Source organism: Micromonospora sp. IBHARD004 (assembly GCF_052814115.1).
Genome location: NZ_CP199934.1, coordinates 1,520,798 through 1,535,517, shown reverse-complemented (window position 1 = coordinate 1,535,517; position 14,720 = coordinate 1,520,798). Strand labels below are relative to the sequence as shown.

Annotated in this window: 16 protein-coding genes; 6 read left to right on the top strand and 10 right to left on the bottom strand. The window is 73.8% G+C overall.

Annotated elements, in window-relative coordinates; all coding sequences use genetic code 11:
• Positions 1–126 precede the first annotated feature (126 nt).
• The 7 genes from ACTWO6_RS07635 to ACTWO6_RS07605 all read right to left on the bottom strand — a co-directional run bounded on the left by ACTWO6_RS07635 (position 127) and on the right by ACTWO6_RS07605 (position 5,125).
• Positions 127–294 carry a hypothetical protein gene (locus ACTWO6_RS07635; RefSeq protein ID WP_446218958.1) on the bottom strand — a complete coding sequence of 56 codons (168 nt, stop codon included), beginning with the start codon at positions 292–294 and terminating at the stop codon, positions 127–129.
• 49 nt (positions 295–343) lie between these two features.
• Complete coding sequence (gene arfB, locus ACTWO6_RS07630) at positions 344–769, bottom strand: alternative ribosome rescue aminoacyl-tRNA hydrolase ArfB (protein ID WP_446218957.1); 426 nt, start codon at positions 767–769, stop codon at positions 344–346.
• Between the two features lie 9 nt (positions 770–778).
• Positions 779–1,081 carry a hypothetical protein gene (locus tag ACTWO6_RS07625; RefSeq protein ID WP_446218956.1) on the bottom strand — a complete coding sequence of 101 codons (303 nt, stop codon included), beginning with the start codon at positions 1,079–1,081 and terminating at the stop codon, positions 779–781.
• A gap of 117 nt (positions 1,082–1,198) precedes the next feature.
• Positions 1,199–2,056 carry a S1C family serine protease gene (locus tag ACTWO6_RS07620; protein WP_446218955.1) on the bottom strand — a complete coding sequence of 286 codons (858 nt, stop codon included), beginning with the start codon at positions 2,054–2,056 and terminating at the stop codon, positions 1,199–1,201.
• A 59-nt stretch (positions 2,057–2,115) separates the two neighbouring features.
• A complete protein-coding gene (locus ACTWO6_RS07615) occupies positions 2,116–3,075 on the bottom strand; it encodes a VWA domain-containing protein (RefSeq protein ID WP_446218954.1) in 960 nt (319 codons plus the stop codon).
• Positions 3,072–4,079: a DUF58 domain-containing protein gene (locus ACTWO6_RS07610; RefSeq protein ID WP_446218953.1), complete on the bottom strand. Its 1,008-nt coding sequence runs from the start codon at positions 4,077–4,079 to the stop codon at positions 3,072–3,074. Before ACTWO6_RS07610 ends, ACTWO6_RS07615 begins: the two co-directional genes overlap by 4 nt.
• Complete coding sequence (locus ACTWO6_RS07605; RefSeq protein WP_446218952.1) at positions 4,076–5,125, bottom strand: AAA family ATPase; 1,050 nt, start codon at positions 5,123–5,125, stop codon at positions 4,076–4,078. The genes ACTWO6_RS07610 and ACTWO6_RS07605 overlap by 4 nt, the downstream gene beginning before the upstream one ends.
• Before the next feature lie 259 nt (positions 5,126–5,384).
• Between ACTWO6_RS07605 and ACTWO6_RS07600 the strand changes: the two genes are divergently transcribed.
• Complete coding sequence (locus tag ACTWO6_RS07600; RefSeq protein ID WP_446218951.1) at positions 5,385–6,383, top strand: endonuclease/exonuclease/phosphatase family protein; 999 nt, start codon at positions 5,385–5,387, stop codon at positions 6,381–6,383.
• Positions 6,384–6,389: 6 nt separating this feature from the next.
• Here ACTWO6_RS07600 and cimA read toward each other — a convergent pair whose 3' ends face one another.
• Positions 6,390–7,970, bottom strand: a complete 1,581-nt coding sequence (gene cimA / locus ACTWO6_RS07595; RefSeq protein ID WP_446218950.1) for a citramalate synthase — start codon at positions 7,968–7,970, stop codon at positions 6,390–6,392.
• Positions 7,971–8,332: 362 nt separating this feature from the next.
• On the opposite strand from cimA, the gene ACTWO6_RS07590 reads away from it, so the two are divergent.
• From ACTWO6_RS07590 to ACTWO6_RS07575, 4 genes are all read left to right on the top strand, one after another.
• Complete coding sequence (locus ACTWO6_RS07590; protein WP_446218949.1) at positions 8,333–8,893, top strand: peroxiredoxin; 561 nt, start codon at positions 8,333–8,335, stop codon at positions 8,891–8,893.
• 1 nt (position 8,894) lies between these two features.
• A complete protein-coding gene (locus ACTWO6_RS07585) occupies positions 8,895–9,425 on the top strand; it encodes a carboxymuconolactone decarboxylase family protein (protein ID WP_446218948.1) in 531 nt (176 codons plus the stop codon).
• A 150-nt stretch (positions 9,426–9,575) separates the two neighbouring features.
• Entirely contained in the window at positions 9,576–10,040 is a 465-nt protein-coding gene (locus ACTWO6_RS07580; RefSeq protein ID WP_446218947.1) for a PRC-barrel domain-containing protein, read from the top strand.
• A gap of 77 nt (positions 10,041–10,117) precedes the next feature.
• Positions 10,118–10,849: a tyrosine-protein phosphatase gene (locus ACTWO6_RS07575; protein ID WP_446218946.1), complete on the top strand. Its 732-nt coding sequence runs from the start codon at positions 10,118–10,120 to the stop codon at positions 10,847–10,849.
• Positions 10,850–11,169: 320 nt separating this feature from the next.
• Here ACTWO6_RS07575 and ACTWO6_RS07570 read toward each other — a convergent pair whose 3' ends face one another.
• On the bottom strand, positions 11,170–12,267 hold the full coding sequence (locus ACTWO6_RS07570; protein ID WP_446218945.1) for a branched-chain amino acid aminotransferase: 1,098 nt from the start codon (positions 12,265–12,267) through the stop codon (positions 11,170–11,172).
• A gap of 218 nt (positions 12,268–12,485) precedes the next feature.
• Complete coding sequence (locus ACTWO6_RS07565; RefSeq protein ID WP_446218944.1) at positions 12,486–13,517, bottom strand: 3-isopropylmalate dehydrogenase; 1,032 nt, start codon at positions 13,515–13,517, stop codon at positions 12,486–12,488.
• 223 nt (positions 13,518–13,740) lie between these two features.
• Between ACTWO6_RS07565 and ACTWO6_RS07560 the strand changes: the two genes are divergently transcribed.
• Positions 13,741–14,616: an FAD:protein FMN transferase gene (locus ACTWO6_RS07560; protein WP_446218943.1), complete on the top strand. Its 876-nt coding sequence runs from the start codon at positions 13,741–13,743 to the stop codon at positions 14,614–14,616.
• Positions 14,617–14,720: the final 104 nt, after the last annotated feature.

The window sequence follows — 14,720 nt, the reverse complement described above, 5'->3', positions numbered from 1 at the left end:
CACGGTGTCCTGACGCACGACGCCATCGTGCCGTACGACCGGGCGCGTCAGCTGCGCCAGGGGGCCGTGCCGACGCTCATGGCACGAGAGGTTCATGGCACCGCAGTGGCGCACCACCGACAGCCTTCAGATTCTGTCGGCTGCCCCCCGCGGTAAGCCCTGCGGGTGGCCGCGGTGCGCCGCCCACTCCGAGGCCAGCGCGGCCTGGAAGGCGGCGACGTCGTCGACGACGAACGGCCGCAGCAGCACACGTTCGCCGGTGAGGGTGGGCTTGACGGAGAAGTCGACGGGCACGCGGCGCATTGTCGGCGGTGACGCGGACCGCCCGCACGCCGTTTTCCGGTCAGTCGCCGTCGACGCGGCGTTCCCGTTTGCGCTGGGACTGGCGCTTCTTCTCGGCCAGCCGCCGTTCCTTGGCGCCCCGGGACGGGCGGGTGGGGCGGCGCGGCTTCGGCGGCGGGGCGGTCGCCTCGCGCAGCAGGGCGGCCAACCGCTCCCGGGCGGCCTCCCGGTTGGCCAGCTGTGCCCGGTGCTCGCTGGCGGCGACGGTCAGCACCCCGTCGACCAGCCGGCCGGCCAGCCGCTCCAGCGCCCGGGTGCGCAACGCCTCGGGCACGCTGGGCGAGGCGGCCAGGTCGAAGCTGAGCTCGACCCGTGAGTCCGTGGTGTTGACGCCCTGCCCGCCCGGCCCGGAGGAGCGGGAGAAGCGTTCCCGCAGCTCCCCGTTGGGAACCACCAGCCGGTCGTTCACCCGCAGTCCGTCGTCCACTCCCCGAGGCTAGCGCCCGACGCGGTGGGTCGGGGTCGGGGTCACCGTCGGGGTGGGTGCCGGATCGGCCCGCTCGTGATCCGAGCCGGCCGCCGCGTACGCGGCCGCGCCGACCAGCAGCAGCGCGATCACCCCGACCTTGGTGAAGACCGCACGGATCGCCAGCCAGGCGGTCCGTCGGGCGCCGGGAACCGTGTTCTTGGCGGCCTTGTAGTCCGTCCACCCGCGCTTCGCGCGGGCGTACGCCGCGCCGACTCCGCATCCGATCAACAGGCCCACCAGCAGGAGGGCCGCGATGACAGCTTGCTCCACCCACGCCAGTATCCATACTCAGTGTAATATTTCCATGGCCCGATGGTTCCACGCCGGATATCCGACACTTCTCCCGAGCCGGGCGCGCGCTCCCGCCGGCCAGGGCCGCGGGGGCGGTCAGCCACCCCGGCCGATGATGGTGTCGGCGGTCTGCTGGACCTGGTCGATCGGGATGGCGAACCCGATGCCGATCGAGCCGTTGCCGTCGATGGTGGCGATGGCCGTGTTCACCCCGACCACCTCGCCGCGGGCGTTGACCAGCGGGCCACCGGAGTTGCCGGGGTTGATCGAGGCGTCGGTCTGCACCGCCGTGTGCCGGCCCGAGCCGATCCGCACCTGGCGGTTCAGCGCGCTCACGATGCCGGCGGTCACCGTGCCGGACAGCCCCAGCGGGGAACCCACCGCGAGCACCGGCTCGCCGACCCGGACGGAGTTCGGCTTCGCCAGCGGCAGCGGCGCCAGCCGCGCCGACGCGGGCACCTTCAGCACGGCCAGGTCGCTGCGCGGCTCCCGCCCGACGACCTCGGCGCTGAACCGTCGGCCGTCCGGCAGCTCCACCGTCACCGGTCCCCCGCCGCCCCGGGCCAGGATGTGGTCGTTGGTGACGATGTGCTGCTGGTCGTCGATGGCGAAGCCGGAGCCGGTGGCCGACGACCCCGGGGTCCCGCCGGCCATCACCGAGACCACCCCCGGCACCGTCTTCTGGGCGGCGGTGACCAGCTCCGCCGGGACCGGCGCCGCCGAGGCCGCGGCGGGGCCGGGCGCGTCCCGGCCGGCGACCCACCCGCCCGCCGCGGCGCCGGAGACGGTGGAGAGGGCGACCACCGCCAGCGCGGTCAGCCACCGGCCGGGCCGGCGCCGCCCCGGATCCCGGTCCGATCCCGGTACGCCCCAGCGTCCGCGCCCGTCCGGATCGAGGTCCGGCGAGATGAACCAGGGACCACGTGGCTCCCCCAGTCCGGTCTGCACTGCCATCCGTGCGCTCCTCACGTGTCGTGCGGCTCAGGTGCGGTCAGCGCCGCTCCGTGCCGTGGTCAGGGCAGGCGCGAGAACCACCGCAGCGACCCGGCCGCGGCGCCCATGGCGAAGATCAGTCCCAGGCCGATGAAGCGGGCGGAGATGTCCTGCTGCTGCTTGCGGTAGCCGACCGAGGTGCCGATGTCCTCGTAGACGGCCCGCAGCTCGGCGGTGCTGGACGCCTCGTGGAACCGGCCGCCCGTCTCCTCGGCGACGGCCTTGAGGGTCTGCCCGTCGACCGGCACCTGGATCGCCCGGCCGCCCCGGTCGACGGAGCCGGACGGGGTGCCGAACGAGATGGTGTGCACCGGCACCTTGACCGCGACCGCCTGCGCGGCCGCCTCCATCGGGTCCATGCCGGAGGTGTTCGCCCCGTCGGAGAGCAGGATGATCCGGGCCGGCGGGGGATCCTTGGCCGCGTTGCTGTCCAGGCTCTTCACCGCCCCGAGCGAGGTGCTGATCGCCTCCCCGATCGCGGTGCCCTGGACCCCGGTGATGCCCTCGTTCAGCCGCTCGATCCCCTCGTGCAGCGCCTCCCGGTCGGTGCTCGGCGGCACCAGCACCGCCGCGCTGCCGGCGAAGGCGACCAGCCCCACGTTGAACTCGTCGGGCAGGCCGTCGACGAAGCGCCGGGCGGCCTCCTTCGCCGCGCTCAGCCGGTCCGGGTCGACGTCGTTGGCGAGCATCGAGGTGGAGACGTCCACCGCGACCACCACCGTGGCCCGCTCCCGGGGCACCCGCACCTCGGCGCTGGGCCGGGCGAAGCCGACCACCAGCAGCGCCAGCATGGCGAGGAACAGCCCCGCCGGGACGTGCCGGCGCCAGGCCGGCCGCTGCGGCGCGACCCGGTCCAGCAGCCGCAGGTTGGTGAAGCGGACGGCGTACCGGCTGCGGCGGCGCTGCATCACCAGGTAGCCCACCACCAGGGCGAGCACGCCGAGCAGCAGCCAGAGCCGGGCGGGCGACTGCCAGGTCACGCGGTACCTCCCCGGGCCGCGGCCGGCGCGGCGACCAGGCGACGCTGGGCGTGCACGTGCCGGACGATGTCGGCACTCCAGTCCCGGTCCGTCCGCAGCGCCAGGTGGGTCGCCCCGGACCGGCGCAGCGCGTGGCGTACCTGGTCGCGCTGGGCGGCGGCGGCCTCGGCGTACCGCTCCCGCAGGGCCCGGTCACCGGTCCACACCTCGCGCCGCCGGCCGGTCTCCGGGTCGACCAGGGTGATCAGGCCGACGTCCGGCAGCTCCAGCTCGCGCGGGTCGGTCACCTCGACGGCGAGCACCTGGTGCCGGACGGCCAGCCGGCGCAGGCCCGCCTCCCACGGCGGGGCGCCGGCCGGGTCGTCGGGCAGCCCGTCGAGGAAGTCGGAGACCACCACGACCAGCCCGCGCCGGTTCGCCACCCGCCCCACGCCGTCGAGCCCGTCGCTGAGCGTCGGCGGCACGAGCGGAGCGGTCTCCTCGTCGTACCCGCCGGCACGTGGGGCGGCCAGCAGCGCGCGGAGCAGCGCGAGCAGGTGGGTACGTCCGCTGCGGGCCGGGAACCGGCGCAGGCCGTCCGGGCCGAGCACCTGCGCGCCGAGGCGGTTGCCGACGCCGGCGGTGAGGAAGCCGACCGCGGCGACCGCCGCCACCGCCAGCTCCCGCTTGTCCAGCTCGGCGGTGCCGTACTCCATGCTGGGGCTGGCGTCCACCAGCACCCAAATGGTCAGCTCCCGGTCGGCGTCGACCTCACGGACGTGCGGGACGGTCGTCCGGGCGGTGACCGCCCAGTCCATCCGGCGTACCTCGTCCTCGCCGGGGCGGTACTCGCGGCTGCCCGCGATCTCGCTGCCCGGCCCGGGCAGCAGGCCACGGTGCTGCCCGTGCAGCAGCCCGTCGAGCCGGCGGGTCACGGTCAGTTCCAGCCGGCGCAGCCGCTGGTCGCCGGCGAGGTCGGCCAGGCCGGGATCGGCGGGGCGGGACGGGACGGGGCGCCGCCTCATGCCGCTGCCAGGTCGGGCGCCACCTCGGGGTGGCCGGTGGCGACCCGGGGCGGTGGCACCGCCTCGATGAGTCGGCGGACCACCGACTCGGCGGCGACCCCGTCGGCGACCGCGTCGAAGGAGAGCACCAGCCGGTGGGCGAGCACGTCCACCGCCAGTTCCCGGACGTCCTCCGGCAGCACGTACTCCCGGCCATGGAGCAGGGCCTGGGCCCGGGCGGCGGCGACCAGCCCGAGGGTGGCCCGGGGACTCGCCCCGTACGCGAGCAGCGGCGCGAGCTCGGGCAGCCCGAACCGGCCGGGGTCCCGGGTGGCGAGGACGAGCCGGACGACGTACTCGGCCAGCGCGTGGTGCACGAAGACGTGGCCGGCGCGCCGCTGCAGCTCGCGCAGCCGGGCCGGGTCGAGCACCTGCCGGGGCGTCGGCCGGTCGGTGCTCATCCGGTAGAGGATGGCCAGCTCGTCGGCGTCGCTCGGGTAGTCGACGACGATCTTCATCAGGAACCGGTCGCGCTGCGCCTCAGGGAGCTGGTAGACGCCCTCCGACTCGATCGGGTTCTGGGTGGCCAGCACCAGGAACGGGTCGGGGACCGGCCAGCTCCGCCCGCCGATCGAGACCTGCCGCTCGGCCATCGCCTCCAGCAGCGCCGACTGCACCTTGGCCGGGGCCCGGTTGATCTCGTCGGCGAGCACCATGTTGGCCATGATCGGGCCCAGCTCGACGTCGAAGGTCTCGGTGGAGGCGCGGTAGATGCGGGTGCCGACGATGTCCGAGGGGACCAGGTCGGGGGTGAACTGGATCCGGGAGAAGCTGCCCCCGACGACCCGGGCGAGGGTGTGGGCGGCGAGCGTCTTCGCGACGCCGGGCACTCCCTCCAGGAGGCAGTGCCCCTCAGCGATCAGGGCCGTGAGCAGGCGTTCGACGAGTCGATCCTGCCCGACGATCACGCGTTTGACCTCGAAGAGGGTCTGTTCCAGCTCGACGCCGCTCGCGTCGGCATCGACCGGGCTGGGCACGCTGGCCAGGGTGTCCGAGATGTCCGTCACGGTGCTTGCTTCCCGTGCCGGCGGTGCGGCAAACGTCGGATTATCAGCCCCTCGGCGGCCCTTTGTCGCCCGGACCGGGGCAACTCCCCCCGACCGGCACGCAACGGCGCGGGCGGTACGCCCCGACCCAGGTCCACCCAGACGGCGCTGGCCCCCGCCGGGGCGGGGGCCAGCACGTGCGGTGCGTCGCTCAGTTGACGACGACAATGTGGAACGTTTCGGGCACCGCCGTGACGCGTCGGCCGGTACGGTGGGCGCGATGACCACGGGGACGTTGGAGCGGCGGGCCGAACGGCGGAGCCGCCGGGCGGCGGCGGCGACGGCGGCGTGCTGGCTCGGTGCCGGGCCCGCGGCGGCCTGGGCGGTGCTCCGGCTCGCCGGGCTGGAACGGGGACCGCTGGTGCAGGCGGTCGCCTTCACGCCGTACGTCGCGGTCGGGACGCTGGTCCCGCTCGTGCTGGCGCTCGCCCTGCGGCGCCGCTGGCCCGCGGTCGTCGCGGCCGTCGCGGCGCTGGCCCTGATCGGCGTGGTGGCGCCCCGCGCGTTCGCCTCCGGGCAGCCGGCGGCCGGCGGGCCCACCCTGCGGCTGCTCACCGCCAACCTGCTCATGGGCAGCGCCGACCCGGCCACCCTGGTCGGCCTGGTCCGCGCGCACCGGGTGGACGTGCTGACCGTGCAGGAGTTCACCCCGGGGATCGCCGCCGAACTGGACCGGTTGGGGCTGGCCGAGCTGCTGCCCTACCGGCAGCTCAACCCCGTGGTCGGCACCACCGGCTCGGGGCTCTACGCCCGGTTCCCGATCACCGAGGTGGGGGTGCGCCGCAACCAGGGCTTCTTCTTCACCCAGGCCTACGGGACCCTCGCCGTGCCGGGCGCCCCGCCGCTACGGGTCGAGTCGGCGCACCCGGCCGCCCCGTACGCCGTCGAGGTGGTCCCGGACTGGTGGACCGACCTGCGGGCGCAGCCGCCGGCCACCCCGGACGGGAGGCTGAGCATCCTGGCCGGGGACTTCAACGCCACCCTCGACCACGCCCCGCTCCGCGCCCTGATCCGCACCGGGTATGTCGACGCCGCCGATCAGGCCGGCGCCGGCCTGGCCGGCACCTGGGGCCCCTACGACGGCGATCTGATCCCGCCGGTCACCATCGACCACGTCCTGGCCGACCGCCGCATCGCCGTCCGGTCGGTCGCCGTCCACGCCCTTCCCGGCAGCGACCACCGGGCCGTCCTCGCCGAACTCCAACTGCCCGCCGCCTGACCGGCGTCACACCCGGGCGCGGTCGAGGCCGTAGGTGAGGGCGTCGACCAGGGCGTGCCAGGACGCCTCGACCACGTTGGGGTGCACGCCCACCGTGGTCCAGTCGCGGCCGGCGCCGGCCGTCTCCACCAGCACCCGGGTCACCGCGCCGGTGCCGTGGCTGCCCTCCAGGATGCGGACCTTGTAGTCGGCCAGCTCGAAGTCGCGCAGCTCCGGGTAGTGCCGGGCCAGCCCGACCCGCAGCGCCTCGTCCAGGGCGTTGACGGGGCCGTTCCCCTCGGCGGTGGCGACCACCCGCTCGCCGCGTACCCGGATCTTGACCGTGGCCTCGGAGACCACCGCGCCGTCCTCCCGATGCTCGACGATCACCCGGTAGGACTCCAGGGCGAACGGCCGGGGCGCCGCCCGGTCCGGTAGCTCGGAGCGGACCAGCAGCTCGAACGAGGCGTCGGCCGCCTCGAACGACCAGCCGCCCGCCTCCAGCTCCTTGACCCGCTTGGTCACCGTCGACAGCGCGTCCGGATGGCCGGCCAGGTCCAGGCCCAGCTCGCGGCTCTTGAGCTCGACGCTGGCCCGGCCGGCCATCTCGGTCACCAGGATCCGCATGTCGTTGCCCACCACCGACGGGTCCACGTGGTTGTAGAGCAACGGGTCGACCTTGATCGCGCTCGCGTGCAGCCCCGCCTTGTGGGCGAAGGCGGCGGCCCCGGCGTACGCCTGGTGGGTGTCGGGGGCGATGTTGGCGATCTCGGCGATGGCGTGCGAGACCCGCACCATCTGTTCCAGGCAGCCGTCCGGGAGGACGGGCAGCCCGAGCTTGAGCTGGAGGTTCGCGACGACCGCGAAGATGTCGGCGTTGCCGGGGCGCTCGCCGTACCCGTTGGCGGTGCCCTGGAAGTGCCGCACCCCGGCCTCGACGGCGGCGATGGTGTTGGCCACCGCGCAGGCGGTGTCGTTCTGGCAGTGGATGCCGAGCAGCTCCGGGGCGACCCCGGTGCGCGCGGTGACGTCGACGATGGCCGTGGTGATCTGGGACGGCAGCATCCCGCCGTTGGTGTCGCAGAGCACGAACCGCTCCGCCCCGGCGGCCAGCGCCGCCTCCACCACCGCGGCGGTGTACGCCGGGTCGTGTCGGTACCCGTCGAAGAAGTGCTCGCCGTCGACGAAGACCCGGCGCCCCTCGGCGACCAGGTACGCCACCGTGTCGTGGATCATCGCGAGGTTCTCCGCGCCGCTGGTGCGCAGCGCCCGCTCCACGTGCCGGATGTCGGCCTTGGCGACCAGGGCGATCGCGGGGGTCTGCGCGTCCAGCAGGCCGCGCACCTGCGGGTCGGCGTCGACGGCGACGCCGGCCTTGCGGGTGGCGCCGAAGGCGACCAGGATCGCGTGCCGCAGCTCCAGTTCGGTGCGCGCCCGACGGAAGAACTCGGTGTCCTTCGGCACGGCGCCCGGCCAGCCGCCCTCGATGAAGCCGACGCCGAACTCGTCGAGCAGCCGGGCCACGGCGAGCTTGTCGACGACCGAGTAGCTGAGCCCCTCGCGCTGGGCGCCGTCGCGCAGCGTCGTGTCGTACACCTGGAAGGTCATGGAAGTCCTCTTCTCGAACCACGGCGGGAGCAACAAAAAGACCCCCCGCGGATGCGGGAGGTCTGCGCGCTCGGCGAGAGGGAAAGCCGGCGCGCTAGCTGCCAATAATCAGGACGGAGCTGGTCACGTTCGGTACTTTGCCACCTCGACCCTGGTTTTGGGAGGCAGAATCCACATATCGGGACGGTGACGGAGGGTGGCGGCACCTGATCGACGGCCGGGATCGGGGCAGAACCCGCCTGTCGTGATCAACTTCACAAGTCACCCGGCCGCCACCAGGCGGAAACATCGCTGCGGAAGTATCTGGAACCGATCCAGTTACCGGCCTCGCGCCGCTGACAAGCCCCTGTCAAGGAGGACCCGTGCTCACCGTCGGTGACCGCTTCCCTGAGTACGAACTCACCGCCTGCGTGTCGCTCGACGCCGACAAGGCGTTCGAGACGATCAACCACAAGTCCCACGAGGGCCAGTGGCGGGTGGTCTTCTTCTGGCCGAAGGACTTCACCTTCATCTGCCCGACGGAGATCGCCGAGTTCGGTCGCCTCAACGGCGAGTTCGCCGACCGCGACGCCCAGGTGCTCGGCGTCTCGGTGGACAACGAGTTCGTCCACTACGCCTGGCGCAAGGACCACCCGGACCTGCGCGAGCTGCCCTTCCCGATGCTCAGCGACATCAAGCGCGAGCTGACCGCCGCCTGCGGCGTGCTCGGCGAGGACGGCGTCGCCCAGCGGGCCACCTTCATCGTCGACCCGGACAACGAGATCCAGTTCGCCATGGTGACCGCCGGCTCCGTCGGCCGGAACGTCTCCGAGGTGCTGCGGGTGCTCGACGCGCTGCAGACCGACGAGCTCTGCCCGTGCAACTGGAACAAGGGCGGCGCGACGCTCGACGCCAACGCGCTGCTCGCCGGCGCCGGGGCCTGACATGGGTCTGGACGCGGTCAAGGCGGCCCTGCCCGAGTACGCCAAGGACATCAAGCTCAACCTCGGCTCGACCATCAGCACCTCCACGCTGACGCCGTTGCAGGCCTGGGGCACCGCCCTGGCCTGCGCGGTGGCGGCCCGCAACCCGATGGTGCTGCGGGAGATCGCCGCCGAGGCGGCCACCCAGCTCAAGCCGGAGGCGATCGAGGCGGCCAAGGGCGCCGCCACGATCATGGCGATGAACAACGTCTACTACCGGGCCAAGCACCTGATCGGCGACGAGCAGTACGCCTCGATGCCGGCCCGGCTGCGGATGCAGATCATCGCCCGGCCCGGTGTGGAGAAGGCCGACTTCGAGCTCTGGTGCCTCGCCGTCTCGGCGATCACCGGCTGCGGCGTCTGCCTGGAGTCGCACGAGAAGACCCTGCGCGGCACCGGGTTCACCCGGGAGCAGGTGCACGAGGGGCTGCGGATCGCCGCCGTCGTGCACGCCGCCGCGGTGGCCCTCGACGCGGAGGCCGCGCTCGGCTGAGCCGTACGAACCGGAGGGCCGGTGCCGCGACCGCGGTGCCGGCCCTTCGCCGTCTGGTGGTTGGAAACCCGACAGGTGGGTAGAAGTTCCTGTGACAGCGGAAAACGCACTCTCCACGACGACTACGACAGTCGGGACAGGAGTTCCCTCATGGACAGGCTTGATCCGCACACTACGCACGGCACCACCGACCCGATGATCGACGGCGGTCAGGGCACCGTCGCCGGCGGCGCGCCGGCCGGCGCGTTCGACCCGTGGCGCTACCGGGACGAGGCGGGCGTCGCCAGCGCCGACCTGGTGGGTTACAAGGTCGAGGCCACCGACGGCAGCATCGGCAAGATCGACAGCGCCAGTCACGAGGTCAACGACAGCTACCTGGTGGTCGACACCGGCCCGTGGATCTTCGGTAAGAAGGTCATGCTGCCGGCCGGCACCGTGAGCCACGTCGACCACGACGAGCGCAAGGTCTACGTCGACCGGGAGAAGGACCAGATCAAGGCCGCCCCGGAGTACGACGAGTCGAGCCACGCCGACCCGGCCTACCGGGACAAGCTCGGCGGCTACTACGGCGAGAACTACTCGGCGCTGCCGCCGGACGGCCCGGCGCGGGTCTGACGACTCGGCAGCCCGGTCCGGCGATCGGGCAGAACGGCCGGTGGGGCGTCGCCCCACCGGCCGTTACCGTGTCAAGGGTGGACGCCACCGAGACCAGCCCGTTCCCCGCCCTCTTCAACTTCCGCGACGTCGGCGGACACGCCGGCCACGACGGGCGTACCGTCCGCCGGGGTCGGCTCTACCGCTCCGACTCGCTGCACCGGATCGACGAGACCGACCGGGAGGCGTTCACCGCCCTCGGCATCCGGACCGTCATCGACCTGCGCCGTCCCACCGAGGTGGAGCGGGACGGCCGGGTGCCCGCGTACGACGGGCTCACCTATCAGCACATCCACCCCGAGCACCGGGACTGGTCCGAGATCCGGTACGACCCGGCGCAGAGCCTCGCCCGCTACCTCGCCGACCGGTACGCCGACCTGGCCGAGACCGGCACCGCCGGGCTGGCCGAGGCGGTCGGCCTGATCGCCGACAGCGCCAACGCGCCGGTGGTGGTGCACTGCGTCGCCGGCAAGGACCGGACCGGCATCGTCTGCGCCCTCACGCTCGCCGTGCTCGGGGTCGCCGACGCCGACATCGCCACCGACTACGCGCTGAGCACCGAGGCGTCCGCGCGGTTCAGCGCCTGGGCCGCCGCCACCACCCCGGCCGCCGAGGAGCTGCCCCCGCCGTTCCTCGCCTCCCCCGCCGAGGCGATGACGCTCTTCCTCACGGAGCTGCGCGTGGGGTACGGCTCGGTGGAGGGCTACCTGCGCCACGCCGGGGTCACCGACGCGCAGCTCGCCGCCCTCCGCGACCACCTGCTCGACTGAATCCCGCCGCGCGGGCGGCCGCGGCCCGAGCGGCGGCGGGTGGTCTCCGCACTCCCTGTGAAGCTGATGACGCAGACGATTCAGGGCCTGGGCGGGCCGGCGCCCGCGGGCGGCCGGTGGTGATGGGCGGCGGCAGCGGCCGGGCCGCGAATCGTTCACGTCATCAGCTTCACAGGGACACCCCGGCAACCCCGCGGCTTCCCATCACCGGCGACACGTCGCGGGCCGACGCGCCCGCGGGCCGGGGGCACGCGAACGGCCGGCACCGTCGTGGACGGCGCCGGCCGTTGTGGAATTCGCGCGGGTGGCCGAGGGCCGGGTCAGAGCACCTGCCTCACCCAGCCGTACGGGTCCTCGACCCGGCCGCGCTGGATGTCCACCAGCTGCTGCCGCAGCGCCATCGTGGAGCGACCCGGCTCGCCGCCGCCGACCAGGAACTCGCCGTCGGGGAAGCGCACCTGACCGATCGGGGTGATCACCGCGGCGGTGCCGCAGGCGAAGACCTCGCGCAGCCGCCCGCTGGCCGCGTCCGCCTGCCAGTCGGCGAAGCTGATCGGCCGCTCCTCGATCCGGTGCCCGGCCGCGGCGGCCAGGGTGAGGATCGCGTCGCGGGTGATGCCCGGCAGGATGGTGCCGGTCAGCGGCGGGGTGACCAAAGTGTTGTCGTCGTAGACGAAGAAGACGTTCATGCCGCCCAGCTCGTCGATGAACCGGCGCTCCACCGCGTCCAGGAAGACCACCTGGTCGCAGCCCGCCTCGATGGCCTCCGCCTGCGCGACCAGCGAGGCGGCGTAGTTGCCGCCGCACTTCGCGGCGCCGGTGCCGCCCGGGGCGGCCCGGGTGTAGTCCGGGGAGACCCAGACCGTGATCGGCTTGACCCCGCCGGAGAAGTACGCCCCGGCCGGGGAGGCGATGACCACGTAGAGGTACTCGTTGGCCGGCCGGACGCCGAGGAAGACCTCGCTGGCGAACATGAACGGCCGCAGGTAGAGGCTGGCGTCCTCGTGGTCGGGGATCCACTCCCGGTCGATCTCCACCAGCCGGCGCAGCGACTCGACGAACGTCTCCTGCGGCAGCTCGGGCATCGCCAGCCGCTGGGCGGAGGCGGCGAAGCGGGCGGCGTTGGCCTCCGGGCGGAACATCGTCACCGCGCCCTCGGCGGTCCGGTACGCCTTGAGCCCCTCGAAGATCTCCTGCGCGTAGTGCAGCACCGCGCTCGCCGGATCCATCGGGATCGGTCCACGCGCCTCGACCCGGGCGTCGTACCAGCCCTTCCCGTCGGCGTACCGGATCGTCACCATGTGGTCGGTGAAGACCCGGCCGAAACCGGGGTTGGCCAGCAGGGCGGCCCGATCGGCGGCGGATACCGGCGCGGGATTCGGACGGATCTCGAAATCGAGCTTGTCACCACCGCTCATCGCGCTGACCTCCCTGCGGGTTGACGACATGCGGGACCGCACGCCGGATCTGGTGCCAGAAACTTACCCCGAACGGTCGTTCAGCGGATAGCTCCGCCCCGGCAGATCGAGCGCGCCGAATGGCGGGCACGATCGCGGTCACGCCGTCACGGAGGACGTCGAGGGGTGGGCCCGGAGCGGGTCTGGCGGCCCGGATCGGGCCGGTCGGACGGCCCGGATCAGGCTACGGCGTACCCGGCGAGCCGGTCGCCGACCTCGGCGGTGCGCAGCGGCACGCCCGGGGTCCGGCCGGCCAGCTCGGCGGCGACCGCGGCGGTGACCCGGGCCGCGGCGTCGGCGTGGCCGAGCTGGTCGAGCAGGAGCGCGGCGGAGAGCACCGCGGCCACCGGGTCGGCGACGCCCTTGCCGGCGATGTCCGGCGCCGAGCCGTGCACCGGCTCGAACATCGACGGGTACGTCCCGGCGGGGTTGATGCAGCCGCTGGCGGCCAGGCCGATGCCGCCGGTGACCGCGGCGGCGATGTCGGTGAGGATGTCGCCGAAGAGGTTGTCGGTGACCACCACGTCGTACCGCTGGGGCTGGGTGACCAGGAACATCGCGGCCGCGTCGACGTGCTGGTACTCGGTGGTCACGTCGGGGTGCTCGGCGGCGACCGCCGCGAAGGCGCGGTTCCAGAGCGACCCGGCGTGGGTGAGCACGTTGGTCTTGTGCACCAGGGTGACCTTGCGCCGCTCGCGGCGGCGGGCCCGGGCGAAGGCGTCCCGGATCACCCGCTCGACGCCGTGCCGGGTGTTCAGGCTCTCCTCGGTGGCGACCTCGGCCGGGGTGTCCCGGTGCAGCGAGCCACCGGCGCCGGCGTAGAGGCCCTCGGTGCCCTCGCGGACCACCACCAGGTCGACCTCGCCGGGCTTCACGGTGGCGAGCGGCCCGGAGACCCCCGGCCAGAGCCGGGACGGGCGGAGGTTCACGTACTGGTCGAAGGCGAACCGGAGTTTGAGCAGCAGCCCCCGCTCCAGCACCCCGGGCGGGACGGTCGGGTCGCCGACCGCGCCGAGCAGGATGGCGTCGTGCCCGGCCAGCTCGGCCAGCACGGAGTCGGGCAGCACCTCGCCGGTGCGGTGATAGCGTGCGGCGCCGAGGTCGTACTCGGTGGCCTCGACGCCGGGGAGCACCGCGTCGATGACCTTGCGGGCCTGCGCGACCACCTCGGGTCCGATCCCGTCCCCGGCCACCACCGCGATCCGTGCCACCTGGCGCTCCTCACCTCGTCGTTCCCCGTGAACCGTACGTCGACGTCCCGCCTCCCGGTACGCGTCTTCCAGCATGCGGGAAGTCCGAATGCTCAGCAGGCTCCCAGGTGGCATTCATGGTGCGGTCATCTCCACTGCCTAGGGTCGGTGGGGAACGGGTCACGGGGGCCCGTGACCGGCTTCGCCGCGGCGCTGCGGCGTCGTCAGCGAGGGAGCAGGTGTGATGCGGATCGACGAGCAGCCACGGGCCGGACGGCTCGACGAGCAGCCCCGGACCCGGTGGATCGACCAGGGCGCGTTCCGCAGCCGCCGCCCCGACCTGCGGCTCGGCACCCGCAGTCACCGGCTGGACCGGTCCGCCGGGCCGGCCGGCGACCGGATCACCGCCCAGCACACCGTCCGCACCTCCACCGCCGAGTACTCGCTGCTGCTCAACGCGCCCGAGTGGGTCGGCCGCCGGCTCGTCGGGGAGGCGCTCCGGGACGCCGTGGCCGAGCTGCGCGCCATCGACCTCACCTACGGGCCGGTCCGGCCGGACAGTCTGGTCTCCAAGCTGCGGCGCGGCGAGATCACCCCCGAGTCGTACCCGCCGCTGGCCGACCTGGTGGACCGCTGTGCCGCGATGCGCGCGGCCACCGACGGCTGGTTCGACGCCTGGGCGGTGCCTGGCGGCTTCGACCCGGGCGGCCTGCTCGGCGGCTGGGCGGTGGAGCGGGCCGCGGCCCGGCTGCGCGCCGCCGGCATCCACGACTACGCCGTGCTCAGCGGCGCCGACCTGGTGGTACGCGGCCACGCCGCGCACGGCGGTCCGTGGCGCGTGGCGGTGCACCATCCGACCGACGCCCGCCGGGCCCCGCTGGTGCTGGAGATGACCGCCGGGGCGGTGGGCACGTCCGGGGTCACCGGTCGCCGGGGGCACGTGGTGGATCCGCACACCGGCGAGCCCGCCGACCACCTGGTCGCCGCCACCGTCGTCGGCCCGGACCTCGCCGTGGCCGACGCCTACGCCACCGCGCTCTACGCCGCCGGCCCGGCCGGGCTGGCCTGGTTCCGCACCGGCTCGGACTACCGGGCGCTCTTCGCCCACCGCCGCCGCTGACCCGTCCGCGCCGCGCTTCCCGCCCCGATCGGCCGTTATCGCATCACGGCCGCGCGCGGTCTGGAGGTGGCGGGTGGCTGGGCGCGGGGTCGCGCGCTGTTCCG

What these genes read in the sequence shown, in the direction of transcription:
- ACTWO6_RS07620 (WP_446218955.1), bottom strand. Translation starts at nt 2,056, where the DNA reads ATGGCAGTGCAGACCGGACTGGGGGAGCCACGTGGTCCCTGGTTCATC.
- ACTWO6_RS07610 (WP_446218953.1), bottom strand. Translation starts at nt 4,079, where the DNA reads ATGAGGCGGCGCCCCGTCCCGTCCCGCCCCGCCGATCCCGGCCTGGCC.
- ACTWO6_RS07600 (WP_446218951.1), top strand. Translation starts at nt 5,385, where the DNA reads ATGACCACGGGGACGTTGGAGCGGCGGGCCGAACGGCGGAGCCGCCGG.
- cimA (WP_446218950.1), bottom strand. Translation starts at nt 7,970, where the DNA reads ATGACCTTCCAGGTGTACGACACGACGCTGCGCGACGGCGCCCAGCGC.
- ACTWO6_RS07585 (WP_446218948.1), top strand. Translation starts at nt 8,895, where the DNA reads ATGGGTCTGGACGCGGTCAAGGCGGCCCTGCCCGAGTACGCCAAGGAC.
- ACTWO6_RS07580 (WP_446218947.1), top strand. Translation starts at nt 9,576, where the DNA reads ATGGACAGGCTTGATCCGCACACTACGCACGGCACCACCGACCCGATG.
- ACTWO6_RS07570 (WP_446218945.1), bottom strand. Translation starts at nt 12,267, where the DNA reads ATGAGCGGTGGTGACAAGCTCGATTTCGAGATCCGTCCGAATCCCGCG.
- ACTWO6_RS07560 (WP_446218943.1), top strand. Translation starts at nt 13,741, where the DNA reads ATGCGGATCGACGAGCAGCCACGGGCCGGACGGCTCGACGAGCAGCCC.